24 protein-coding genes and 3 riboswitches are annotated in these 25,121 nt (G+C 44.5%); of the genes, 16 read left to right on the top strand and 8 right to left on the bottom strand.

The genetic code is table 11. The features are described from left to right. The first annotated feature begins 16 nt into the window (after positions 1-16). The 6 genes from MHH91_RS19745 to MHH91_RS19720 all read left to right on the top strand — a co-directional run bounded on the left by MHH91_RS19745 (position 17) and on the right by MHH91_RS19720 (position 4,069). The gene (locus MHH91_RS19745; protein ID WP_013354115.1) at positions 17-610 is read left to right on the top strand and encodes a hypothetical protein; all 594 of its coding nucleotides are present in this window, start codon (positions 17-19) and stop codon (positions 608-610) included. A gap of 14 nt (positions 611-624) precedes the next feature. Continuing rightward, positions 625-1,485, top strand: coding sequence for a hypothetical protein (locus tag MHH91_RS19740; protein ID WP_013354114.1), 861 nt, complete (start codon positions 625-627; stop codon positions 1,483-1,485). A gap of 1 nt (position 1,486) precedes the next feature. After that, entirely contained in the window at positions 1,487-1,852 is a 366-nt protein-coding gene (locus MHH91_RS19735; protein ID WP_041481747.1) for a YxiJ family protein, read from the top strand. A 27-nt stretch (positions 1,853-1,879) separates the two neighbouring features. Then, the gene (locus MHH91_RS19730; RefSeq protein ID WP_014471236.1) at positions 1,880-2,122 is read left to right on the top strand and encodes a hypothetical protein; all 243 of its coding nucleotides are present in this window, start codon (positions 1,880-1,882) and stop codon (positions 2,120-2,122) included. Positions 2,123-2,200: 78 nt separating this feature from the next. Further along, on the top strand, positions 2,201-2,575 hold the full coding sequence (locus tag MHH91_RS19725) for a hypothetical protein (protein ID WP_013354111.1): 375 nt from the start codon (positions 2,201-2,203) through the stop codon (positions 2,573-2,575). Positions 2,576-2,629: 54 nt separating this feature from the next. Then, positions 2,630-4,069 carry a DEAD/DEAH box helicase gene (locus MHH91_RS19720; protein WP_014471235.1) on the top strand — a complete coding sequence of 480 codons (1,440 nt, stop codon included), beginning with the start codon at positions 2,630-2,632 and terminating at the stop codon, positions 4,067-4,069. 33 nt (positions 4,070-4,102) lie between these two features. Here MHH91_RS19720 and MHH91_RS19715 read toward each other — a convergent pair whose 3' ends face one another. Then, positions 4,103-5,353, bottom strand: coding sequence for an MFS transporter (locus MHH91_RS19715; protein WP_088030659.1), 1,251 nt, complete (start codon positions 5,351-5,353; stop codon positions 4,103-4,105). A gap of 171 nt (positions 5,354-5,524) precedes the next feature. Between MHH91_RS19715 and licT the strand changes: the two genes are divergently transcribed. Together licT and bglS are read left to right on the top strand one after the other, a co-directional pair. Then, entirely contained in the window at positions 5,525-6,358 is an 834-nt protein-coding gene (gene licT, locus MHH91_RS19710) for a BglG family transcription antiterminator LicT (protein ID WP_013354108.1), read from the top strand. A 209-nt stretch (positions 6,359-6,567) separates the two neighbouring features. Continuing rightward, the gene (gene bglS, locus MHH91_RS19705) at positions 6,568-7,287 is read left to right on the top strand and encodes a beta-glucanase (RefSeq protein WP_013354107.1); all 720 of its coding nucleotides are present in this window, start codon (positions 6,568-6,570) and stop codon (positions 7,285-7,287) included. Positions 7,288-7,329: 42 nt separating this feature from the next. On the opposite strand, the gene citH is transcribed toward bglS, so the two are convergent. Then, positions 7,330-8,610 (bottom strand): citrate transporter CitH, encoded by a 1,281-nt coding sequence (gene citH / locus MHH91_RS19700; protein ID WP_014471234.1) that lies wholly within the window; start codon positions 8,608-8,610, stop codon positions 7,330-7,332. Positions 8,611-8,809: 199 nt separating this feature from the next. On the opposite strand from citH, the gene MHH91_RS19695 reads away from it, so the two are divergent. The 4 genes from MHH91_RS19695 (at position 8,810) to MHH91_RS19680 (ending at position 14,162) form a co-directional block, all read left to right on the top strand. Continuing rightward, complete coding sequence (locus tag MHH91_RS19695) at positions 8,810-10,861, top strand: catalase (RefSeq protein ID WP_013354105.1); 2,052 nt, start codon at positions 8,810-8,812, stop codon at positions 10,859-10,861. Between the two features lie 112 nt (positions 10,862-10,973). After that, positions 10,974-13,010 carry an AAA family ATPase gene (locus MHH91_RS19690; protein WP_013354104.1) on the top strand — a complete coding sequence of 679 codons (2,037 nt, stop codon included), beginning with the start codon at positions 10,974-10,976 and terminating at the stop codon, positions 13,008-13,010. Positions 13,011-13,052: 42 nt separating this feature from the next. Next, on the top strand, positions 13,053-13,346 hold the full coding sequence (locus tag MHH91_RS19685) for a hypothetical protein (RefSeq protein ID WP_013354103.1): 294 nt from the start codon (positions 13,053-13,055) through the stop codon (positions 13,344-13,346). Positions 13,347-13,487: 141 nt separating this feature from the next. Then, entirely contained in the window at positions 13,488-14,162 is a 675-nt protein-coding gene (locus MHH91_RS19680; protein WP_013354102.1) for a DUF3298 and DUF4163 domain-containing protein, read from the top strand. Positions 14,163-14,207: 45 nt separating this feature from the next. Here MHH91_RS19680 and MHH91_RS19675 read toward each other — a convergent pair whose 3' ends face one another. Further along, positions 14,208-15,401: a NupC/NupG family nucleoside CNT transporter gene (locus MHH91_RS19675; protein ID WP_013354101.1), complete on the bottom strand. Its 1,194-nt coding sequence runs from the start codon at positions 15,399-15,401 to the stop codon at positions 14,208-14,210. A gap of 135 nt (positions 15,402-15,536) precedes the next feature. Then, positions 15,537-15,637: riboswitch (purine riboswitch) on the bottom strand. A gap of 362 nt (positions 15,638-15,999) precedes the next feature. Here MHH91_RS19675 and MHH91_RS19670 point away from each other — a divergent pair. Then, positions 16,000-16,881, top strand: a complete 882-nt coding sequence (locus MHH91_RS19670; RefSeq protein WP_013354100.1) for a methyltransferase domain-containing protein — start codon at positions 16,000-16,002, stop codon at positions 16,879-16,881. Between the two features lie 34 nt (positions 16,882-16,915). On the opposite strand, the gene MHH91_RS19665 is transcribed toward MHH91_RS19670, so the two are convergent. The 4 genes from MHH91_RS19665 to pepT all read right to left on the bottom strand — a co-directional run bounded on the left by MHH91_RS19665 (position 16,916) and on the right by pepT (position 20,858). Beyond that, positions 16,916-18,052: a 5-methyltetrahydropteroyltriglutamate--homocysteine S-methyltransferase gene (locus tag MHH91_RS19665; RefSeq protein WP_013354099.1), complete on the bottom strand. Its 1,137-nt coding sequence runs from the start codon at positions 18,050-18,052 to the stop codon at positions 16,916-16,918. 78 nt (positions 18,053-18,130) lie between these two features. Beyond that, positions 18,131-18,217, bottom strand: a riboswitch (SAM riboswitch). An 84-nt stretch (positions 18,218-18,301) separates the two neighbouring features. After that, positions 18,302-18,778, bottom strand: coding sequence for an LURP-one-related/scramblase family protein (locus MHH91_RS19660; RefSeq protein ID WP_013354098.1), 477 nt, complete (start codon positions 18,776-18,778; stop codon positions 18,302-18,304). Between the two features lie 102 nt (positions 18,779-18,880). Then, positions 18,881-19,048 (bottom strand): hypothetical protein, encoded by a 168-nt coding sequence (locus MHH91_RS19655; protein ID WP_003150808.1) that lies wholly within the window; start codon positions 19,046-19,048, stop codon positions 18,881-18,883. Between the two features lie 577 nt (positions 19,049-19,625). Continuing rightward, entirely contained in the window at positions 19,626-20,858 is a 1,233-nt protein-coding gene (pepT, locus tag MHH91_RS19650) for a peptidase T (protein WP_013354097.1), read from the bottom strand. A gap of 211 nt (positions 20,859-21,069) precedes the next feature. Between pepT and galE the strand changes: the two genes are divergently transcribed. Beyond that, entirely contained in the window at positions 21,070-22,086 is a 1,017-nt protein-coding gene (gene galE, locus MHH91_RS19645; protein WP_013354096.1) for a UDP-glucose 4-epimerase GalE, read from the top strand. A gap of 46 nt (positions 22,087-22,132) precedes the next feature. On the opposite strand, the gene MHH91_RS19640 is transcribed toward galE, so the two are convergent. Next, positions 22,133-22,672, bottom strand: a complete 540-nt coding sequence (locus tag MHH91_RS19640) for a DUF4352 domain-containing protein (RefSeq protein WP_142919101.1) — start codon at positions 22,670-22,672, stop codon at positions 22,133-22,135. Between the two features lie 345 nt (positions 22,673-23,017). Continuing rightward, positions 23,018-23,119: riboswitch (guanidine-I (ykkC/yxkD leader) on the top strand. 66 nt (positions 23,120-23,185) lie between these two features. Between MHH91_RS19640 and MHH91_RS19635 the strand changes: the two genes are divergently transcribed. Together MHH91_RS19635 and MHH91_RS19630 are read left to right on the top strand one after the other, a co-directional pair. Then, positions 23,186-24,022 (top strand): YitT family protein, encoded by an 837-nt coding sequence (locus tag MHH91_RS19635; RefSeq protein ID WP_003150818.1) that lies wholly within the window; start codon positions 23,186-23,188, stop codon positions 24,020-24,022. A gap of 164 nt (positions 24,023-24,186) precedes the next feature. Beyond that, positions 24,187-25,080 carry a PucR family transcriptional regulator gene (locus MHH91_RS19630; RefSeq protein ID WP_013354094.1) on the top strand — a complete coding sequence of 298 codons (894 nt, stop codon included), beginning with the start codon at positions 24,187-24,189 and terminating at the stop codon, positions 25,078-25,080. Positions 25,081-25,121: the final 41 nt, after the last annotated feature.

Genomic DNA, 25,121 nt, shown 5'->3' with positions numbered 1-25,121 from the left:
CGAAGAGAGGTACAAGATGCACCCCTTTTTTATAAAGAACACAAAGGAATCGGCAGTCTTTCAATCCCAGATATATTCCTTATTTCATGAAGACAAAACGTTGCCCGAACAAGTATTTAAACAACAAAAACATTATTATCTATTCGAGGAATTCCACTGGGTCTTGTCTGATGAAGGCTGGATGATGCTCAAAAGTTTGGCGCATCATCATCACGATGAATTTATCTTAATGGCCGTTCTGGAACACTCGGATGATATGAATCGGTTTTACGGGGAATTCGGATATTTTAACTGGTTAAAGATCCCTTTGCATATAACTGCAGATGAATATCTTTCAATCTTAACTGATTATCCAAAGCACAGTAAAAATGACTGTATATTGAACATTGCATCTCGTGTTGTTTGGGCTTCACCGACTTTCAAGTGGGCGATTTACGGAGAGAGGGAATTTGAAATTTGTATTTTAGGCATTGATCAGGAGATTGCGGGAAAAACGTTAGAATCATGGAGGCCGTTAGATGATCATGTTTTAGACTGGATATCAGTTGTATTCCCGGATCAGATTGTTCCGGATGAATTTCAAAAAAAGCTCGCCGCTCATTATAAATAGCAAGGGGCAATTGCATGAAAATAAAAATGAACAAGATACATGACGATCTGGTAAAAGGATGTTTCTGTCATTTTGACGGCTGCGGGCGTCTGTATCTCGGACGGCATCAGAATGGCAGTCTTTCGTTTACGATCACGGAGGAATCCGGCGACACCCGAGAGGTTCATATCGATGAACAAATTCCGAGTGAGGATATTATGCTGTTTCAACAGAGTTCGGATGACAGGTATGTGTTGGTTTTCTTTGAATCGCATGAGCATAAAGTGAAGGTATTTTCAGCAGATGGAAAAGAACAAAGTGTATTTTCTCTGCCTTCAGGGGCTTCATGCAGTCTTCTGGATGAGAAACAAAACCTATGGGTCGGTTTAAGTGATGAAGGCATTTATGATGATGAAAATTCAAATGGTCAAAGTATGCTGTGCTTCACTTTAGACGGACAATTAAAGGAAACGCATATTGATCAGCAGCTTTCAGAAATATATGCGCCCGTTGTAGATGACTGCTATGCGCTTGCAGAAAAAAACGGACTGATCTACATGCTGTATTATTCATATACAGTCATTGCTGCGTTTGATGAAACCGACGTGAAACGAGTGTGGATTATTTCTGATAAAGCATGTTCAGGGGTATATGACCAGCTTGCGATTTCAGATGACGGGTTTTGGATATGCAAAGATGATCATTCACTGTCCTTCATTCCGGCTGATGTCAGTCTGCCGGTGCAAGAGGTAACGTGCTGTGATCCGGATGGCGGTGAGCTTTCGGGGCATCAGCTGAAGCTGACAAGTAATGCCATTTACGCGGTCTCGACTTCGGGGATCTACAAGCGGGATATAAGTAATGGGAAACAAAATGAATTCTTTTCGGCTAAATGAAATGTTGAGATCCAGCAGATATTCTTTAAATGATGACCTCATCAGAAACCTGAAGTTTCACAAAAAAGAATTGGAGGGTCCGCTACCCTCAGATGCGGGGAGTTTTGAAGAAGACTTTGAGGAGGTTGCCTGCGCGGGGGATTTTTATGAATATTTCGCGCTTGTCTGCGGCAGCTTAGATTTTGTTTTGGCGAATAAACAAATGCCTGCGCGGCAGCGTAAAGCCTTATATAAATCCTTTTTTGAGCTGTATCCTCAATATGCGCATCTGGAAAACGCTTTAACAGATTACCCGGAGCTCAGCCAGGAAGTCAGGCTGCACGAACGGGCCAGGAGGCTGTTAGTCAGCATTTTAAACAAGAAATGAAAGGAAATCGAAAAGCAGGTTTCTAACGTGAAAGAACCAACAATGGCAGAATGTCTGAAGAAGGCTGATCTGATCCTGAACGGTCAAGCGGCAAGGGAAGAAGTGTCGGATTGGGCGTGTGAGTATGTGGCTGCACATGATCCGGAGGTTGAGGATGAAAACGTTTGGGAGATGCTCGTGTATTTGAGCGGGTTTGATCTGAAAGATTCGCCTGATTCATATCTGCATACCACAGAAGAATTAAGAGAATGGATGCAGGGATATAAGTAACCGGAAATACATACGTATTGTGAAAAAATACCGTATAAACCAGGCATGCCAAATCAGCTGTAAAGAAGGAGACACAAAATGGAGTGGCACAAACATGAGAAAGCAGTTATGCTGAGGCCGGATTCACCGGGGTGTTTTGAATTGACGGAGTTTACTTTCTTTACTGGGTATAACGAGTATTATGATAAAATCCCGGTATTTGAGCTGAAGCTGACTGATGGACAGTATGATGCTGTGCTGCGGTTTGAAGGTGTGAGCGCTGCCCGGCTGGATGATCTTGAAAGCATCACCGACATCCGTCTGGATATCAGCCCGGTCGACGGCGGCTGGGAATCGATACGCTATTATGTCGATGACGTGGAAGGAAGCATGAGCTTTTATTGCGCCAAATGGGTCGTACTTGACATGAAGAAAAAGCAGTCCTCCGAATGGCCCGGCAAAACGTCAGGGTAAAGCGGCGGCGTTTCGCGTATAATGAGGGGAGTTAGACAGAGAAGGAGTTTATTCATGAGCGAATTTAAAGATTTTTCTATCAGCCTCGACATCGCAAGAGCGTTGGAAGGACTTCAATATACCGAGCCGACTGAAGTGCAGCGGCGCGTCATCCCCGCCGCGCTGCAAAAAAAAGATCTCGTCGTCAAATCGCAGACGGGCAGCGGCAAAACCGCGGCTTTCGGCATTCCGATTTGTGAGCTTGCGGATTGGGAGGAAAACAAACCGCAGGCGCTGATTTTAACGCCGACCCGCGAGCTTGCGGCGCAGATAAAAGAAGATATCACGAATATCGGCCGTTTTAAACGGATAAAAGCTACGGCGGTTTTCGGAAAAGCTTCTTTTGATAAACAGAAAACCGAACTGAAGCAAAAAAGCCATGTCGTTTGCGGAACGCCGGGGCGTGTGCTTGACCATATAGAAAAAGGGACGCTGCCGCTTGACCGGCTGGCGTATGTGGTGATTGATGAAGCGGACGAAATGCTGAATATGGGGTTTATTGAACAGGTGGAAGCCATCATTCAGCACCTGCCGAAAAACAGAGTCACCATGCTGTTTTCAGCGACGCTGCCGGACGACGTTGAGAAGCTGAGCCGCACATATATGAAGGACCCGGAATTGATTGAAGTAAAAGCGGAAGGCCTGACGACTAAAGACATCGAGCATTTTGTCACCAGAGCAGCAGAAGAGGATAAATCATCATTGCTGCGTGACGTCCTGATCACTGAAAACCCGGACAGCTGCATCATATTCTGCCGGACAAAAGAAAGAGTTATCCAGTTAACCGATGAGCTGGACAGGCTGGGCTATCCTTGCGATAAAATTCACGGCGGCATGGTGCAGGAAGACCGCTTTGACGTCATGAATGAGTTCAAGCGCGGCGAGTTCCGCTATCTGATTGCGACCGACGTAGCCGCCAGAGGAATTGATATCGAAAACATCAGCCTCGTTATCAATTATGATATTCCGCTTGAAAAAGAAAGCTATGTGCATCGCACAGGCAGAACGGGGCGCGCCGGACACCGTGGACGGGCCATTACGTTTGTGACGCCGTCTGAATCGCGATTTCTGAATGACATTGAGACATATATCGGTTTCCGCATCAAAAAGCGGGAGGCGCCGTCAGAGAAAGAAACAGCGGAACGGAAAGCGGCTTTTGCGGAAAAATTGAACGCCCGCCCCGACGTCAAAACAGACAAAAGCGAACAGTTAAACAAAGACATTATGAAGCTGTACTTTAACGGCGGAAAAAAGAAAAAAATCAGGGCGGTCGATTTTGTCGGAACGATTGCGAAAATCGACGGCGTTTCAGCAGATGATATCGGCATTATCACGATTCTGGACAACGCTTCGTACGTCGAGATTCTGAACGGCAAAGGCCCGCACGTTCTCAGCATTATGAAAAATACGACGGTCAAAGGCAAAAAACTGAAAGTCCATAAAGCCAAGAAATAAAAAAGAAAGCCTGCTGTGCACGCAGGCTTTTTTTTACGCCGTCTCCTCCGGAACAAACGCAAGGATGGCAATGCCGATCACAAATAATAGTATCAGGCTGAACACGGCGGCTGACGAATTCCCGGTCAGCTGGGCGGTTACGGCAATCAAAAGCGGCCCGATAATTGAAGCGAATTTGCCGAAAATATTATAAAAGCCGAAAAATTCATTGGCGTGCTGTTTGGGGACGAGCTTGGCAAAGTACGAGCGGCTCAGAGCCTGAATCCCGCCTTGAGAAGTGGCGACAAGCATAGCCAAAATCCAAAAATCAAAAGCGGAATCCATAAAATAAGCATACGTGCAGACAATCATATACACGCCGATTCCGGCGTAAAGCATCGTTTTCCCCTTAAACCGTTCGGCCAGTCTCCCGTACAAAATCGAAAAAGGGGCGGCGACGACCTGCGTGACAAATAAAACAATCAGCAGATTTGCAGCGCTGATGCCGAGGTCAGCCCCGTATGACGTCGACATCGTGATGATGGTGCCGACCCCGTCGATGTAGAAGAAATAAGCGAGCAGAAACAAAAACAGCGCCCGGTACTTCCTGATCTGCTTCAGCGTGCCGGCAAGCCGTTTAAAACTGCTGATCACAAGCCGAGGCTCTCTCTCGATATAATAGCGCTGGCGGACGCGGCGAAGGAGCGGGATCGTGAACAGCCCCCACCATGCGGCCGTAATCAAAAAGGCAATGCGGCCCGCAGCCTGGGCGGACAGCGGAATCACCTCCGCTTGTGCTGACAGGATGACGGCAATGCTGAGAAGAAAAGGGATCGTACTGCCGATATAGCCCAGCCCGAACCCCCTGGCGGACACCATGTTCATCCGCTCCTTTGCGGCCACATCTACGAGAAACGCATCATAAAACACATTAGACCCGGCAAAGCCGATCGTGGAAATCGTATAACAAATTAATAACAGCACCCAAGATTCACCGGGAATACAAGCCAGCGCGGCGGTGCCCGCCACACCGATCAGGAAAAAGAAAGCGAAAAACCGTTTCTTGCATCCTTTGTAGTCGGCAATCGTTCCTAAGACGGGGCCGAGCATCGCCAAAATAAAAGTCGCGGCGGCAATTGTATAGCCCAAATAAGCGGTGGAATCGGCCGCGCTGACGCCGTTTTCAGCCGCAGCCGCTTTAAAAAACAGGGGGAACACCGCCGTCATAATAATGACGGAATAAGCTGAATTGGCCCAATCATACAGCATCCAGCTGCTTTCTTCTTTCGAAAACCGTTTCATCACACACGCTCCTTCTCAAAAACCGGTTCTCTGCATTATATGCGCCTCTGTCACATAGTTGGACAATGATTTCTGAACGGAGTTTTCTGATTGACCTGGAGATATTGACCTAGTTCAAAAAGGATGTACAATCAAGGTGTAACAGGTAAATGGTCAGGTGGGAGGGAGACGGAATTGAAGATTGCGAAAGTCATTAATAATAATGTCGTCAGTGTGCTCAAGGAAGGCAATCAGGAATTGGTCATCATGGGCCGGGGCATTGCTTTTCAAAAGAAAACGGGAGACCCGGTAGATGAAGCCCTCATTGAGAAAGTGTTCACGCTCGATAACAAAGATGTATCCGAAAAGTTCAAAACCCTTTTGTATGAAATTCCGATCGAGTGTATGGAAGTATCCGAAGAGATTATCAGCTATGCGAAATTACAGCTCGGCAAAAAACTCAACGACAGCATCTATGTATCGCTGACCGACCATATTAACTTTGCCATTCAGCGCAATCAGAAAGGGCTCGATATCAAAAATGCCTTGCTGTGGGAAACAAAGCGGCTGTACAAAGACGAATTTGCCATCGGCAAAGAAGCGTTGGCCATGGTAAAAAACAAGACTGGCGTGTCTCTGCCGGAGGATGAAGCGGGCTTTATTGCGCTGCATATTGTAAATGCCGAGCTGAATGAAGAGATGCCCAATATCATCAACATTACAAAAGTCATGCAAGAGATTTTGAGTATCGTAAAATACCATTTTAAGATTGAATTCAACGAAGAATCGCTGCACTATTATCGATTTGTCACCCACTTAAAGTTTTTCGCACAGCGTCTTTTTAACGGCACACACATGGAAAGCCAGGACGATTTTTTACTGGAGACAGTGAAAGAAAAGTATCATCAGGCGTATAAATGCACGAAGAATATCCATACCTACATTGAGAAAGAGTATGGGCATAAGCTCACCAGTGACGAGCTGCTGTATTTAACGATTCACATAGAAAGGGTAGTCAAACAAGTATAATGAAAGCGTTTCCTCGTATTAATTGTTTCTTCCATTCATATATAGGATTGTTACGGATAAGCAGGCAAAACCTATCTGTCTGTGCTGATGGTAGTTTAGGTTTGTATTTTTTAACAGAAGGATTATCATTATTTCGACCGATGTTCCCTTTGAAAAGGATCATGTATGATCAATAAAGAAAGCGTGTTCAAAAAAGGGGGAATGCTAACATGAAACGAGTGTTGCTAATTCTTGTCACCGGATTGTTTATGAGTTTGTGTGGGATCACTTCTAGTGTTTCGGCTCAAACAGGCGGATCGTTTTTTGAACCTTTTAACAGCTATAACTCCGGGTTATGGCAAAAAGCTGATGGTTACTCAAATGGAGATATGTTTAACTGCACTTGGCGTGCGAATAACGTCTCTATGACGTCATCAGGTGAAATGCGTTTGGCGCTGACAAGTCCGTCTTATAACAAGTTTGACTGCGGGGAAAACCGCTCGGTTCAAACATATGGCTATGGACTTTATGAAGTCAGAATGAAACCGGCTAAAAACACAGGGATTGTTTCATCGTTCTTCACTTATACAGGTCCAACGGAGGGGACTCCTTGGGATGAGATTGATATCGAATTTTTGGGAAAAGACACAACAAAGGTTCAATTTAACTATTATACAAATGGCGCAGGAAACCATGAGAAGTTGGCGGATCTCGGATTTGATGCAGCCAATGCCTATCATACGTATGCGTTCGATTGGCAGCCAAACTCTATTAAATGGTATGTCGATGGGCAATTAAAACATACTGCGACAACCCAAATACCGGCAGCGCCGGGGAAAATCATGATGAATTTGTGGAATGGTACGGGTGTCGATGATTGGCTCGGTTCCTACAATGGCGTAAATCCGCTATACGCTCATTACGACTGGGTGCGCTATACAAAAAAATAATGTACAGAAAAGGATTTCCGCTGGGCGGAAATCCTTTTTTGATTAAAACGAAATAATCCCAATCAAAAGCGCCGCAATCGTCATTACAATCGTTGTCCCCACGGCCCATTTGATGGTGAATTTTTGATGGTCGCCAAAGCTGACGCCTGCCATTCCGACCAATAGATAGGTGGAAGGCACAAGCGGGCTGAGCAAATGCACCGGCTGCCCCAGCAAGGAGGCCCTTCCTATTTCAGCGGCGTCTATTCCGTAAGCGGAAGCGGCTTCGGCGATGATGGGAAGGACACCGAAGTAAAAGGCGTCATTCGACATGAAAAAGGTGAATGGCATGCTGACGATCGCAGTGATCAGCGGCAGGTGCGGGCCCATGGCATCAGGGATGAGTGAAACGAGGGAATGAGCCATCGCATCCACCATTTTTGTGCCGGAGAGAATGCCTGTGAATATGCCTGCCGCAAACACCATTGAGACAACGTTTAACGCATTACCCGCATGCGCCGAGATTCGTTTCTGCTGCTCTTTGACATTCGGATAGTTGACCATTAAGGCGATGGCGAACGCGGTCATAAAAAGAACAGGAAGCGGCAGCAGGCTGGTGATCAGTGCGGCCATCAGTGCGACAGTCAGCAGCAGGTTGAACCATTGAAGAGCGGGACGTTTGAGCGGCGCCGCCTCAGGCACGGAAGAGGGCGCGTGATCAATCGAAATGACGCCGATCCGCTTCCGCTCTTTCTTGCCGAGGATATAACTAACGGCGATCACCCAGAGAATGCCGGCGATCATAGCTGGAATCAGCGGCGTGAAGACCTCTGACGTGTCCAATTTCAAGGAAGCCAAAACCCTCGCAGTCGGCCCGCCCCAAGGAATAATATTCATGACCCCTGAACCGAGCATCGCTATTCCCGCTAACACCAAACGGTTCATGCCGAGCCGTTTGTATAAAGGCAGCATCGCCGCGATGGTAATCATATAGGTTGTTGTCCCATCTCCGTCCAGCGAAATGGTCATTGTCAGAACCGCTGTGCCTACGGCGATTTTTAACGGGTCTCCTTTGACAAGCGATAAGATTTTGGCAATGAGGGGATCAAACAGGCCTGAGTCAATCATAATGCCGAAATACAGGATGGCGAATAACAGCATGATACCGGTAGGTGCGAGGTCTGTCACGCCCTGAATCATCATCTCCCCGAGATCTTTGCCGAATCCGCTGATCAGGGCAAACACAACAGGAACGACAATCAAAGCAATAAGAGCGGAAAGCCGGTTAGACATAATAAGATACATAAAGACAATCATCATCACAAAACCGAGTATGGCAAGCACGATATGACCTCCCCTGTTCAACAGCTATTTTGGTAAGCGCTTCCACACTTTCTTTCTGTGAAGAAGGCTTATTTCAAATGTGTATGGCCGCATATTTATATGTAGACCTAAAATCCTAATCAGCAGATCAGCAGTTTATATGAAGAACGCCGCGGGTAAATGTGCTGTAGAATGTTTCGTTTGATAAGGGGGAATAGACATGAGTGAGGATCAAAACAAACGTGTAAATGAACACTCAAAGGACGAGCAGCTGGAGCAGTACCGGGCAGATAACAGCGGCAAAAAAATGACGACCAATCAGGGGCTTCGTGTGTCTGAGGATGAGCATTCTTTAAAAGCGGGTGTCCGCGGCCCCACGCTGATGGAGGATTTTCATTTTCGCGAAAAAATGACGCATTTTGACCACGAGCGGATTCCGGAGCGGGTCGTTCATGCGCGCGGGTACGGCGTTCATGGGCATTTTCAGGTGTACGAACCGATGACGGAATACACAAGGGCGAAATTTTTGCAGGACCCGTCTGTCAAAACGCCTGTCTTCGTTCGTTTTTCAACAGTGGCGGGCTCCAAGGGGTCAGCCGACACAGTCCGTGACGCCAGGGGATTTGCGACGAAGTTTTACACCGAAGAAGGGAATTACGACCTTGTCGGAAACAATATTCCGGTGTTCTTCATTCAGGACGCGATCAAGTTCCCGGATCTCGTTCACGCCTTAAAACCGGAACCGCACAATGAGATGCCTCAGGCTGCGACGGCTCATGATACGTTCTGGGATTTTGTCGCCAACAATCCTGAATCCGCGCACATGGTGATGTGGACGATGTCTGACCGCGGAATCCCGCGAAGCTACCGAATGATGGAGGGCTTCGGCGTACATACATTCCGTTTCGTCAATGAGAAAGGAAAGGCGCGTTTCGTGAAATTCCACTGGAAGCCGGTTCTCGGCGTTCATTCACTCGTATGGGATGAAGCGCAGAAAATTGCCGGGAAAGATCCCGATTTCAATCGCCGCGATCTGTGGGAAACCATTGAAAACGGCGGCAAGGTTGAATACGAGCTTGGCGTTCAGATGATTGATGAAGAAGATGAATTCAAGTTTGATTTTGATATTCTTGACCCGACCAAGCTGTGGCCGGAAGAGCTTGTGCCGGTGAAGATTATTGGAAAAATGACGCTGAACCGCAACCAGGATAATGTGTTTGCGGAAACAGAGCAGGTCGCATTCCACCCGGGAAATGTCGTGCCGGGCATTGATTTTACCAATGACCCGCTTTTACAGGGACGGCTTTTCTCTTATACAGACACACAGCTCATCCGTCTTGGCGGGCCGAATTTTCATGAGATTCCGATCAACCGGCCGGTCTGTCCGTTCCATAACAACCAATACGACGGCTACCACCGGATGACGATTAATAAGGGCCCTGTCGCCTATCATAAGAATTCTCTGCAGAATAATGATCCGTCGCCGGCCTCAGAAGAAGAAGGCGGATACGTTCATTATCAGGAAAAAGTAGAAGGCAGAAAAATCCGCCAGCGCAGTGAGAGCTTCAATGACTATTTTTCTCAGGCCAAGATGTTCTGGAACAGCATGTCTCCCGCCGAAAAGGAACATATCATTTCCGCGTTCTGTTTTGAGGTAGGGAAAGTAAACAGCAAGGATGTGCAGCAGCAGGTGGTGAATGTCTTCAGTCACGTCGACGCCGAGCTTGCCGAGCGCGTTGCGAAGGGAATCGGAGTGAACCCGCCGCCGAAGGATCGTGAATCTGATGAAACCTTCACTTCCCCGGCCTTAAGTCAGGAAAACACGGTGAAAACAGCAGCCACAAGACAGGTCGCGGTTTTGGCCGATCACGGGTTTGCGGACGAGGAAGTCAAACAATTGCTTGCCGTATGCAAAGAGGCGGGAGTCAGAGCCGATATCATCAGCCCTGCACTTGGAACCGTCAAGGGAGAAAACGGTACGGAGCTGGAAGCGTCAGCCACTTTCCTGACAGCGGATTCCGTCCTGTATGATGCTGTTTTCATTCCGGGCGGGCAACGAAGCACAGACAGTCTCAAAGCCCGAAAAGCGGCTAAAGACTTCGTCAGTGAAGCCTTCAGTCATTACAAAGCGATCGGTGCCTCCGGAGAAGGAAAAGAACTTCTCACCCTCGCCGCCGGAACCGAAAGCGGCCCCGGCCTTGTTCCGGACGGAAACCATGAACAATTTCTGAAGGCCGTAGCCGAGCATCGGCATTGGGACAGAAACATATAAAGATAGTAAAAAGTACCCTGCTAAGGGTACTTTTTTAGTTTTTTAGAATGGAATAATTATTTTAAGTGTGATATTCTGGAATATAATAAAAATTTTAGGGGGGATAAGTATTATGATTGTGGGAACTTTTATTAACGGATATAAGTCATATGCAAAATCAATTTTTGCACCTATAGCAAATAACAATGAGCAAAAGTATGCTGTCTATATTGGTGCAAATGGTGTAGGCAAAAGTGGAATTTTGGAGTCACTTGATGTTTTCTTTAATGGACGAGATTGGAATGCAACAAGAGGATCTAGGAGAGAGGATCGGTATATAACCCCTGTATTTTTTATTGAAAGGAATAAATTTGAAGAATTTATTATTAATTCAAATCGATACAGCAGGTCTGAGATAGATGGAAATAAAAAAACTTTAGAGGATATAAATATTATAAGCAACAAATTCTGGAGCGGTATACAAGATTGGTTAAAAGGAGCTGCTAGAAGGGAATACATTGAAAATTTTTACGAGTTTATTGAATACCTAACAACTAACTATTCTGAACAAGAATACTATATACTTCCCTCAGGCGTGAAATTTAATGGAAAGCCAACACTTGCTCCTTTCGAGAGCTACTTTGAAAAAATATTAGGAAATAAAGAATACATAAAAAAAATAGAAAAGATAAGGAAATTAATAAAAGAACACTATGCTTATGTTTATATTCCTGTGGAACAAAGTGCTAACGAAATTTTGAAAATTGAAGATAAACAAATGCAAACTTTAATGAACAAAGATATCTTACTAGAAATTGATAAGGTACTGACAAGTAGGTATGAAATAGAAGGGAAAAATAAAAGTTTCTTAAACTTTATAAATGATTATCTTAATAAATTTATGGAAGATATAAATAATTCTATAAAAGCGATTGATAATCAATATAATTACAGTCCCGAAGCAAATAGTAAGAGAAATTTAACAGTAACAGATATAAGAGAAAAAGTTATTGAAGCTTACTTTTCAAAAAGACCATTAAGGTACAAAAATAGAGAAGTCCAAAAACTAAGTTCTGGTGAGCAGAGAAAGGCATTAATAGACATTGCATATGCATTTCTTTCAAATGTGAAAGAAATGGATAGAGAATTAATTCTGGCTATTGATGAACCAGAAGTGTCTATGAATGTTGTTAATTGTTTTCCGCAGTTCGAGAGGTTAGAAAGACTTTCGAAAGATTTTAATAGACAAGTCATGATAACGACCCATTGGTATGGATCTCTGCCCATCACCAATAGCGGTCATTTACTTCATGTGAGTAAAGAAATAGAAGGAAGTGTTTCGATTTCAGATTTTAGTTTTTTTGATTATTTAGATGAAAGAAGAAGATTTCCGGATGATATAGCATTAAAAAGTATGTTTGATTTAGCAACTAGCATTATTAGTTACTCAAAATCTATGAAAAATACTAATTGGATTATATGCGAAGGAAGTACAGATAAATTATACCTTGAAGAATTATTAAAAGATGCGGGGAATTTTAAAATTTTACCTGTTGGTGGATGTTCTAATGTGATTAAATTATATGGTTTATTGAGTTATCCTTTATCCGATAAAACTACAGCCCAAGCAATGAGTGGAAAAATTCTTTGTATGATTGATACTGATCGAGTAAAGATCAATGTTTCAAAAGCAACTGAAAGTTATGGAAAAGTGGATTTGAGAAGGTTACAAACATTAAAAAGTAATAATATCGAATCAGTTAGACTTTTAGAACCGTGGAAACAAGGTCAGTATTATGAACAAACAGTTATCGAAGATTGTTTAGATCCAAAGACTTTTTATGAAACTATTAAAGAAATTATAAATGCAAATGCAAATGAAGATATACAAAAGTTATTTACATTATATAGTTTTAATCCAAACATTAAATTTTCAAGAATTGATGGAACAGCTTCATTACTTATTCCAACAAATTATGAAGCTGGAAGTGAAAAGGAAAAATTAATTCAATTTTTAGCGGATAAAAAAATAAAAACAAAAGTTGCAAAACTCTATAATGAGAAAATTAAGATTACTCCGCCTGATAATAACTCATTAGCTGAGTTGATTATGGATTATTTTGGTATGTCCAATCCCTTAAAACCTAAAAAGAATGAAGTCTTAATATAAATATGATAAAGTAATAAAAAAAATAATAGCGGAGCAAAGCACATGAATCAAAAACAACTCGAAGAATATTACCGGCGTGACGAAAACATGATGATTTTGGTGTTTGCCCAATGGTGCGTCAATCATGACCTTGATCCGATGGCGATTTACAGCAGGGCTTATCCCGGACAGCCTTTAAACGAAGAGCTGCGAAAAACGGCTGAAGAGCTTGTCGTGCCGAAGGAGGAATCTGAGTCGATTCCTGATCAAACCGTTATCGGCGTTTTGGAGATGTTCGGCAACTCCGATCTGGCGGAAGCCGTTTATGAAGCCATTGCGCAAAGACCTTCACGGTAAAAGAGGCGTGGATTTTCCATGTCTCTTTTTTTGATGGAGAAAATGTGAGAAATGGCCCAGAAACAATTTCCTGATCTGCGCTGTCTATAGAGTGTAACCCGTTTTCAAAAAGGGAACGGTAAATAAAAAGGAGGAGTTGTGATGAAAAAGACATTCAAAATGATGGCGGCTGTGCTTTTGGCAGTGCTGACAGCCGCGCCGTTCGGAGGATTTGCGGCTTCAGCCGAGGCCGCGCAAACCGCAAAGCCCGTTGTCAAAAGCCATACGTATAAGCAAGTGAAGCAGCTGACGTACCCCGAGGTCACAAATACGGGAAACGCATCTTTTGAAAAGAAAATCAATCAGGACTTCAAACGTTATATTGACCATTCATATCAAGAATATGTGAAAAACAAAAAAGACGGTGAGAAACAAGGCTACAAAGCGGAATACCAAACAGATTTCAAGGTGAAGTATAATCAAGACGGCAAGCTCAGCATTCAGACGGAGAACTACAGTTACACAGGCGGCGCACACGGGATGACATCCGTACAGACCTTTAATTATGATCTGGCCGCAAAAAAACAGGTCGCACTCAGTGATGTGCTGAATACGAAAACGAAGGTAAACAAAACGAGAGACTATCTGTACGGCTACATCAAGAAACATGACGATCTGTTCGACCAAGACGTCAAAAAACAGGAGATCACCCTGAATAACGAAAGACCTTTCTTCTTTACGAAAAACGGCATTGCCGTTGTGTTCGGACAATATGATCTTGGACCATACGCGGCGGGAATCCGGGACGTTTCCGTACCTGCATCCGTCTATCAATAAAAAAAGCGATATCTCTCCAAAACGGAGCGGTATCGCTTTTTTCGTTTACCAGACAAACAATCCGACAATCGCCGCACTCAATAAGGAAACGGCAATTCCGCTGACAAGCAGCTTCCAGACGTTTTTCCCGATGATGGCTGACTTTTCACCATCAAGCAGAGATTGATACGATCCGTAGATCATACCGATGGTGCTGAAGTTTGCGAATGATGTCAGGAATGTCGTCGCAACGGCAATCGTGTGCGGCGGCAGTGAATGCAGCTGCCCCTTCAGATCGGCCATGGCCACAAACTCGTTCGTTGCGAGCTTGATGCCCATCAGCTGTGCGACATACATCGCGTCATGTCCGGTTAATCCGAGAAGAAAGGCAAACGGACTGAAGATGTAAGAGAAAATCTTTTGAATGGTCAAACCGTGCATGAACAGTCCGAGCACGCCGTTTAACGCGGCCGTTAACGCCACATACCCGATGACCATCGCTAAAATCACAATGACCATGTTCATGCCGACGAGCATACTGTTCGAAATCGTGGAGAAGAAGTCTTTTTTCTCCGCTTTTGAAGGGACGTAAATAATATCGTCCTCTTTAGAAACGTCCACAGGATTCAGCATATTTGCGATTAGAAGAGCGTTTAAGCAATTCAGCGGGATCGCTGTGAATACATAAGTGGACGGGACCATCGACAAGTACGATCCGATGATCGAACCGCTGATGCTGCTCATACTCATCAGCCCGAATGTCAGAAGCCGATTGTTGTTGACGACGGCAAGCTGCTGGCGGATGACGGCTAAAGCTTCCGTATTTCCTAAAAACATCATCTGAATGGAGAAAAAGCTCTCCAGCTTCGGCAGACGGGATATTTTAGAAATCAGCCAGCCGATTTTATCAATGAGCCACGGCAGAATACCGAAATACGACAGCATATCAAAGAAGGTCACAACGAAGATAATCGGCAGCAGCGCGCTGAAGAAAAAATCAACCGTCGGATTCGCCATGACAGACGGAAAGGCAAATGCAATCCCTTGACTGGCGCAGGAAATCAGCCATGTAAAGAATGCGCCGATCTTCCCGATGACAAAGCCGCCGACTTTTGTCCCTAACATAAACCAAGTAATCAGAAACTCAAAGACGAGGAGCATGACAATCGGACGCCATTTAATCTTCTTCTTGTTGGGAGAACATAAGAAAACAACAGCCATGACAACAATGAGACCGACAATGTTCAATAAAAAGTACATGTGAGCAACTCCTATAAGGGTATTATGGAAATAAAAAAAGCTCTTATTCGTCACAAATTCCTGAAAGTCAGAAAGTGTGATAAATAAGAGCCAAAAGAAAAGAATAGACAGCGTCATATGCTTTTCACTCGTTCAAATTTATGCAAACTTCCTTGTAGTCTAGTCTTTTACGGCACTAGGTAGAAACAATCAGACCATATTACTGATCATATACAAGAATAACGATATTACATGAGATAGCAGTATTTTATCGTTTCAATTTTTGAAAATCAACCTTTTTGGATATTTTCAAAATAATAAATTTATATTATAAATAAAGAAAATAAAGGATATGTAAAAGTAATTGGATTTTAATGGTATAAAGTGCACGCAGAAACAGTTCGGTTCATTGTAAGAACGGGACGCAGCTGATAAAATGGATCTGAGGGCACAGCCTTCAAAAGACGGCAGAAAAGGGGTCATCTTCATGATCATCCAGTTCATTCGTTACAGATAATGAGAGGTATAGATAAATAGGTTAAACCTTCCAATTTGGTGAGGTTTATTTGTCTATGCCTTTTTCATTTCATCAGAATAACGAATGAATGAGGTGTTTTTTTTGACGTCTATGAAAAGAAAACGCGCGGAATTACTGAATGCATGCCAGTCCGTATTCAGGTGTCCGCTATGCCGCACGGCCATGGCGGTTTCGCAATATCAAAGCCTGATATGCGGACATGGGCATACATTTGATATATCAAAACAAGGCTATGTGAATTTCCTCAATAAATCGGTCAAAACCCGCTATGACAGGCAGCTGTTCGAAGCGAGACACGAGCTTTTTGAGAGGCGGGAGTTTTTTTCGCCGGTTCAAAAAGAGATCGCCGTCATCATCAGCCGTATTCAATCTCCGCGAAAACAGGCGGCGGTATTGGATGCGGGATGCGGAGAGGGCTCCCATTTAGACGCTGTATGCAGATTGCTGCAGCCCGCTTTTTCCGTGACGGGAATCGGCATTGATATCTCGAAAGAAGGTGTGCTGCAAGCTGCAAAAGCCTTCGGGGATCATAATATTTTTGCCGTCGCTGATGTGGCGGATACGCCGTTTGCCGACAGCAGTTTTGATGTGATTCTGTCTGTTTTGTCACCTTGGAATTACAAGGAATGCAGCAGGCTTTTAAGAAAGGGCGGCACAGTCATTAAAGCGGTGCCGCGGCGCGATTACTTGAAAGAAGTAAGGGAATTCTTCTTCGGAGACAGTCCTGAACGGAATGATACCGCTGAGTCTGCGGCCGTCCGTTTCCAAACCGGCTTTCAAGCCTTTGAGCGCAAGCGGCTGTGTTACACGAAGACCTTATCGCAGCCTGATCTTGAGCTGCTTGTGAAAATGACGCCCTTAACATGGAAATGTTCTGATGAAAGCATTCAGCGCTTTATCAGCCGGAAAGCGGCTGATATTACGATAGATATCGATATTTTAATCGGAACCGATCCGCTGTAAAACGAAAAAGACACGCTGTAAGCGTGTCTTTTTTTTATTTCCAGACTTCATCGGCAATGTCGACGACATGGCGCAGTTTCGCCCATTGCTGTTCTTCTGTGATCAGATTTCCTTCCTCAGTCGAAGCGAACCCGCATTGCGGGCTGAGGCAAAGCTGATCCAGGCTGACATATTGAGAAGCTTCTTCAATCCGGCGTTTAACCGCATCCTTGTCTTCGAGTTCGCCGTGTTTCGACGTAATCAAACCGAGCACAAGCTGAAGATCAGAGCGTTTGACATAACGAAGCGGTTCAAAGCCGCCGGAGCGGGAATCATCATATTCCAAGAACAATCCGTCAAGGTCAAGTCCGTCAAAAATCGTTTCCGCCGCCGCATCATATCCGCCTTCAGCCGTCCATGTGGACTGGAAGTTGCCGCGGCAGATATGCATCGTAACCTTCAGATCGGCAGGACGATCTTTGATGGCGTCATTAATGGAAGCGGCGAACAGCCTGCGCAGCTCATCCGGCGTCGTGCCGAAAGCTTCAATCTGACGAAGCCCCGCCTCCGATAAGAAAACGGCCCATGCGGTATCATCGAGCTGAAGATAGCGGCACCCGGCGTCATAGAAAGCCTGAATCGCTTTTTTATACGCCTGTGATACATCATGCTGAAATTGTTGGTAATCGTTCTGATACGCCGCTTTTTCCAATTTTCCGCGGAAAAACAGCATATTCGGGCTTGGGATGGTCATTTTTGGCACAGCATCGCCGGCAATGCTGTGCAGGAATTTATAATCTTCAAGTATCGGATGCTGAGAAAAATCAATATCTCCCGTTACTTTAATGCCGCGCGCTTTCGTCTGTACGTTGTGGAACTGAATGCCGCTCTCAGGCGTAAACGCTTCGACGCCGTCTAAGTTTTCGAGAAAATCGAAATGCCACCAGGCACGGCGGAATTCGCCGTCTGTCACGACATTGAGGCCGGTTTCTTTTTGCTTTTCCACACTGCGGATGATTTCTTTGTTTTCGATTTCGCGCAGCTGTTCTGCCGAAATCTCATCAGCCGCTCTTTGCAGACGGGCTTGCTTCACAGCCGCCGGCCGCAGCAGGCTTCCGACCTGATCCGCGCGAAACGGCGGGTTTTTTCTTAGAAGAGTGTGCAATGGTTGCTCTGTGTTTTGCTGTGACATGAACGATTCCTTCTTTCCTGATGAAATATAAAAAAGCTCTTCCCTCGGATAGGGAAGAGCTTGCGTCCGCAAATCTCAACCTTATCTTCAGGATTTAGCACCATTCTGCTGAACAGCGGTTGCCGGGTATCATAGGGCCAGTCCCTCCACCTCTCTTGATAAGGAAATATGCTATTTTTCAGAATAAACTGTAATACTATTAATCTTAGTATGTTTTCTCGAATTGTCAATATATTTCGATAAATATTTTTATTTGTCACCCTCAAATAGAACCATATCAATCACAATTGCGATTGCGAGACAAAGAACGATATCCTCTTCATTTTCAATCTGCAGATGATAGGAATCGCCCCAGCTCATCCATGTTTTACTGACGGTCATCCGGCTTGATTTTCCGTCTGTCACTTGAAAATTCCGTCCCCACACGTCGCCGGTAATATCCCAGCCGAGGCCGGAAATTTCAAATTTCGGTTTGAAAAACGTTACTTTCTTGATGACTTGGCATACAGGTTTGCCGCTTACGGAAATCTCGTAACGGGGAACGAGCGACATCAGTTTCTGACTGACGCTGGCGAGTGTGCGTCCGTCCAAATCAGTCAGCTTCAGTTCATCGCCGAACGAAAACAACTTTCCCTCCGCATTGAAGACTTCTTTTCCGCTTTCAAGAAACACTTGAAACCGATTCTTAAATGTAAACACCCGCTCTTTGATATAAAAATGATTCATAAAAAAACTCCTTTTTTATGTTGTACGTAAAAAGGAGGCGGATGGTTTCATATAGGCAGGTGCATAAAAAAAGGCTGCCGATTTTGCGGCAGCTGTCGTTTTTTATGATAGCGGCATCCGGCGTTTTTGACGGATCGCATTTAAATCAATGATGTTATTCGTGTCGGCAGCTGTCACCAGCGGGCTTGTCTTTGGCGTTTTCCGGCGGTTGTCCTTACTGAAAGAGAAAACCAGGTATCCTGTCAAAGCAGCAAAAATAAGTAGCATCATTTTACATACCTCCCAAAAAAAGTTTTGGTATTATTATTGTACGAAAAAACAAACGAAAAGTATTCAAACAATTGTCACTTTTTTAAAAAATAACGACATTTTCCGTAAAAACGACTATAAGTTGCAAGGGATTTCACTCATGTTGTGGTTCTATAGATTGTATCGGCTGCTGAATGATTAACGTTTATATCACTTTTTTACTATTTTTTAACAGAGTCGAATTAACTAATTCAGTGTTTTCGTTTGCCTTGTGTTATTCAGTACCCTAAAAAATCCTATGATATGCAAAATAACTGCTTCTAACAGATGATTATAGATTGACAGCGCTTTCTTTATTTTTTGTAAGAAAACGATAAGTTATCTTAAAAAAATCGTTTGAACATTTTCCGCAGCTTTTTAAAAGGATTTGATTTCGTTTCCAAAACGCGCGGGTCTTTTAAGGTTTTTTTCAATTCTTTCGCTACAGTGCCTCTTGCCATAGTCTTCACTCCTTTTTTCCATTTCATACCTTATATACGGAAAGAAAGAAGGAAAGGTTTCACGTGAAAGAAAAAAACCAAAGCAGGGGGCTTTGGTTTTACGCGCGTTCTTCAAACAGCCTGGCGATTTCAACAATAACGTTTACCGCTTTTTCCATATGATCGACAGAAATGTATTCATATTTTCCGTGGAAGTTTTGGCCGCCGGTGAAGATGTTCGGCGTCGGCAGTCCCATGTAAGAGAGCTGTGATCCGTCGGTTCCGCCCCGGATCGGTTCGATAATCGGTTCGATGTCGAGGTTTTTCATGGCTTGATATGCGACGTCGACGATCTCTTTGACCGGTTCGATTTTTTCTCTCATATTGTAGTATTGATCATGCAATTCAAGCTTGATGCTTTCTTTGCCGTATTTGGCCGTAAGCGCGTCGGCGGTTTTCTGCATATATTCTTTTCGTTCTGTAAAGCGCTCTCTGTCAAAATCTCTGATGATATACGACAGGGCGGCTTCAGAAACGTCGCCGTTCATGGAAAGCAAGTGATAGAAGCCTTCATATCCTTCCGTATATTCCGGCGCTTCTTCTTTCGGCAGCGCGTGATGAAATTCCATCGCGATTTTTGAAGCGTTTACCATTTTGTTTTTTGCCGTTCCGGGGTGAACGCTTTTTCCGTAACAAGTAAGCTTAGCTGCGGCTGCGTTGAAGCTTTCATATTGCAGTTCGCCGAGGGGGCCTCCGTCTATCGTGTAAGCGAATGCGGCGTTGAAGCGGCCGACATCAAATTTGTGAGGGCCTCTGCCGATTTCTTCATCAGGCGTGAAGGCGACCCGGATCGTGCCGTGTTTGATGTCAGGGTGTTTGATCAAGTACGCCATTGCTGTCATGATTTCGGCGATGCCCGCTTTGTTGTCGGCTCCGAGCAGCGTCGTGCCGTCCGTTGTGATCAGCGTCTGGCCTTTATAGCGGGAAAGCTCCGGGAATTGTTCAGGCGAAAGGACGACATTGAGTTTGTCATTCAGAACGATATCATGTCCGTCATAGCTCTCAATAATCTGAGGATTCACATTTTTTCCGGTAAAATCAGTTGCGGTATCCACGTGAGCCAGAAAACCGACAGTCGGCACGTCTTTATCCGTATTAGCCGGAAGAGTCGCCATCACGTACCCATTGTCATCGACTGTGATTTCTGTCATGCCGATCGACTTTAATTCATCCGCCAGCATGTTGGCCAAAGTCAGCTGTCCGGGGGTTGAAGGGCAGTTTTCATTGTTTTCGTCAGACTGTGTATCGACTTTTACATAAGAGGTAAAGCGTTCAATGATTTCATTTTTCATACCGTCATCTCCTTTGTCTTATCTTACCATGTGCGGGGGAGGGATTTCTATTTCGCCACCCGTTTTGAATCGAAGGCTCTGTTTTTTACGCGAATGAAAACAAATTATGAAGAAACGATGACTAAACGATTAAACTTTTTGGAAATGGATGATTGAGGAAGAAAAAAACTATATAATATGGACAGTTCATTCAATAGGGGAGGCTTTCTTCATGGCGATTTTAGTGACAGGCGGAGCGGGTTATATCGGAAGCCATACATGTGTCGAGCTGTTAAACAGCGGCTATGAGATCGTGGTTCTGGATAATCTGTCAAATAGTTCACCGGAAGCATTGGAGCGGGTAAAAGACATTACCGGAAAAGGGCTTGTGTTTTATGAAGCGGATCTTCTGGACCGTGACGCCGTTCAACGGGTATTTGCTGAAAATGAGATTGAAGCCGTCATTCATTTTGCGGGATTAAAAGCGGTCGGTGAGTCTGTGGCTGTTCCGCTCCGTTATTATCATAATAATCTGACGGGAACGTTTATTTTATGTGAAGTCATGCAGGCATACGGTATAAAAAAAATCGTCTTCAGTTCATCAGCGACGGTTTACGGCGTTCCGGAAACAACGCCGATCACAGAGGATTTTCCGTTAAGCGCGACCAATCCTTACGGGCAGACAAAGCTGATGCTGGAACAGATTTTGCGCGATCTGCATAAGGCGGACCCTGAATGGAGCATTGCGCTTCTCCGTTACTTTAATCCGTTCGGCGCGCATCCGAGCGGCCGGATCGGGGAAGACCCGAACGGCATCCCGAATAATTTAATGCCGTACGTCGCCCAAGTCGCTGTCGGCAAGCTTGAGCAATTGCAGGTGTTCGGCAATGATTATCCGACGAAGGACGGCACAGGCGTGCGGGATTACATCCATGTCGTTGACCTTGCCGAGGGCCACGTCAGAGCGCTTGAAAAGGTGCTGGACACAACGGGCGCCGATGCCTATAATCTCGGCACGGGAAGAGGCTACAGCGTTCTTGAGATGGTCAAGGCGTTTGAAAAAGTATCGGGAAAAGCAGTGCCGTATCGTTTTGCCGCCCGGCGCCCGGGAGACATCGCCGCATGCTTCGCCGACCCGGCAAAAGCGAAGGCTGAACTGGGCTGGGAAGCAAAGCGCGGTCTTGAAGAAATGTGCGCCGACTCTTGGAAGTGGCAATCCTCCAATGTGAACGGATATCAAAAGGTGTAAAAAGAAAGAGACCTTCAAATGGTGAAGGTCTCTTTTGTTATGATCATTATTTAACTTTTACTTCAACATCGTTGCTGAATTTTATTTTCCAAGTGCCTTTAGCGTATGCGTTTTTATCAACTTCAAAGGCTTTCACTCCAGTGACCTTAATGTTCGGGTTCAGGTCACTTAAAATTTTACTGTTGTTCACTTTTGTTTCCGTTGCATAAGTCGATGAAGCGTCAATATCCGGATCATAGGAAGTTCCTTTAGAATCTACTAATTTCACGCTCGGAATGGAGAAAGAGCTTAACGGCTTGTTTGACACATTTTTAACTGTATATTGTACAGCTACGATAACGCCGCCGTCAGATGCTTTTTTCTCGATATATTGTGTCCCTACTGAGTCTCTTTTTTCTACTTTTGTAAGAGTCACTTCAGTTTTTTCAGTTTTAACAGTGTCACCGATGTTATACAGCTTTTCCTTGGATTCCGCAGCTTTTGAAGACGCAGTTTTAGATGATGAAGACCCGCCTCCGCCGCCGATGTTTGCGAGAATGATAATAACCACCACTGCCAAAATAAATGTAATGATTTTATGCCTCATAAAAAAGTTTCGCTGATCTTTACCGCAGTTTGGACATTTTTTAACGCCTTTAGCGATTTCTTTGCCGCATGCCTTACAAGACACTAAGTTGCCTGCCATAATATTTCCTCCTATGTAAACTATTTCTTGAAAACTATATACTATAATGCCTGTAAAATAACCTTCAGTCAATACTATTTTGAGAAAAACAGTATTTTAATGATTTTTTAGTCATGTATTTTTAGGTCCTTTTTTAGTATCGGCAGAACGGTCAAATTTTTCATAAGTTTAATAAAAAAGAGAGGTTGAACATGCTCGTGATTTCCCGTATAATCTTGAAAGAAATACAAAAACTGAACATAAAAAACAGTGGTTTTCTAGGGTTCCGCAATGCTGAATTGGTCTGGACCGAGAGAAAACACACAGCAGGTTTTTGCTGTGACACGGTGGGATAAAAGCCCGGGAGTTTCTGCTCTTTTGATGAAGAGTGCTCTCCCCGGGCTTTTTTGATTTTATAAAAAGGGAGTGTCTGGGATGAAAAAAAGATTGCTGGATGTGCTGATGCTGATCATTGGGGCTTTTATCTTTGCATTGGCTGTTAATTTATTCGCCATTCCGAATGATCTTGGAGAGGGCGGGGTAACGGGGATTACCTTGATCTTGTACTATGTGTTTGAATGGTCGCCAGGGGTGACGAATATCATTTTGAACGGAATTTTATTGATCATCGGATATAAATTTTTAGACGGAAAAACAACGCTTTATACGATCATTACCGTTGTCGCCAACTCACTGTTTCTGCATCTGACGCATGATTGGCACTCGCCGTCACATGAACTCATTATTAATACTATTTTTGCGGGTGTGTTTGCCGGTGTCGGAATCGGGATCATTATTCGAGTCGGAGGCACGACTGCGGGATCTGCCATTTTGGCGAGGATTGCGAATAAATATCTCGATTGGAATATCAGCTACGCGCTTTTGTTCTTTGATCTGATTGTCGTCTTCAGTTCTTATTTCATCATCGGCGCGGAAAAAATGATGTTTACCATTGTCATGCTTTACATCGGAACGAAGGTGATGGACTTTATCATTGAAGGTCTGAATACGAAAAAAGCGGTGACGATTATATCTGAGCATAAGCACGAAATCGCTGAACAGGTCAACACGCTTATGGACAGAGGGGTGACGCTGCTGTCGGGTAAAGGAAATTACACAGGGCAGTCAAAAGAAATTTTATATATCGTCATCCAGAAGCAAGAGCTCTCCATGCTCAAGAAAATTATTAAAAGCTGTGATACAAAGGCGTTTGTCATTGTTCATGATGTGCGTGACGTGTTTGGAGAAGGCTTCGTCGATATCTCTAAATAAAAAAGATCCCTCTGCTGGTGCAGAGGGTTTTTTCATATCCGGCAGAAGCGTTTATGATTCGTTTCCCGGGAAATAGCCGGAAAGCTGTTTCGTAAAACTCAGTGGATACAATCCGCCGGACGTTTTATACTGAAAATATGATAGAGCGATAGAGAGGAGCGCATATGAACCCGATATTGGCAATTTACCCGAGGGCTGTGTTGTCTGATACGTGCTGTACGGCGGAGGATGTCTTTTGTTTTTATGATGAGAAGAGGCGGGTCTATGTCGCCATTCCGAAGGAGGATATCACCCAGAAGGAGAAACTGCTTCTGAATTCGTTTTTGACACCCGCTGAAGAGAAGGGCGTTTTTTTCCCGGAGACAGCGGCGGCAAAGAGGTGGCGGCGTTTTCTGCTGGAAGAGGGCCTGGTGCCTGAAGTCAAGGAGCCTCGTATCCGTTTTATCCATTATGATTTATTAGGAGAAAGGGATTGGGGGGCATTTACGGAAGCGCTTCGCCATTTCTGGCCGGTTCCGTATACAGTTGTCCGGACGGGAAGGGATCAGGGCGTGATTGTAGAGGAAGAAAAGCTTGAAGCGCCTGATCAGGATGATATCGCATCTTTTGTAAAGGTTCTTGAAGCCGATTTTTATTTCAGTGTCCGTTTTTTCATCGGAAGGTATTACGGCGCCGGAGAACGTCTGCGCCATCATTATCGGAGAGAACAGCAATATTTTCAGAATGGCAGGCGCCATCTCCCGCAGCTGAGCACGATGACCGCGGAAACGGTATTTCCGGCAATGCTCACGGAAGAAAGCAGGGAAAAGCTTTCCGCATTGCTTCAGGAAGAGGCGGCGTTGCTGTTTCAGAAAGAACCGGAGCTGAAGCATACGATTCAGGCTTTTATTGAACATAACTCGAACATGTCGCTCACATCGAAAAAACTGCATTTGCACCGCAACAGTCTTCAATATCGGATTGATAAATTTGCGGAACGCTCGGGGATTGATATTAAAACATATCGGGGCGCTCTGCTGGCTTATTTTATTTGCCTGCAGTATGAAAAGTCACATTAAATGGGAAATATGCACGAAGGCAGCGGACTTTTTTTATGTAC

This window comes from Bacillus sp. FSL K6-2819 (assembly GCF_038008305.1).
Lineage (GTDB): Bacteria > Bacillota > Bacilli > Bacillales > Bacillaceae > Bacillus > Bacillus amyloliquefaciens.
This window is presented reverse-complemented; position numbering and strand designations above follow the sequence as displayed.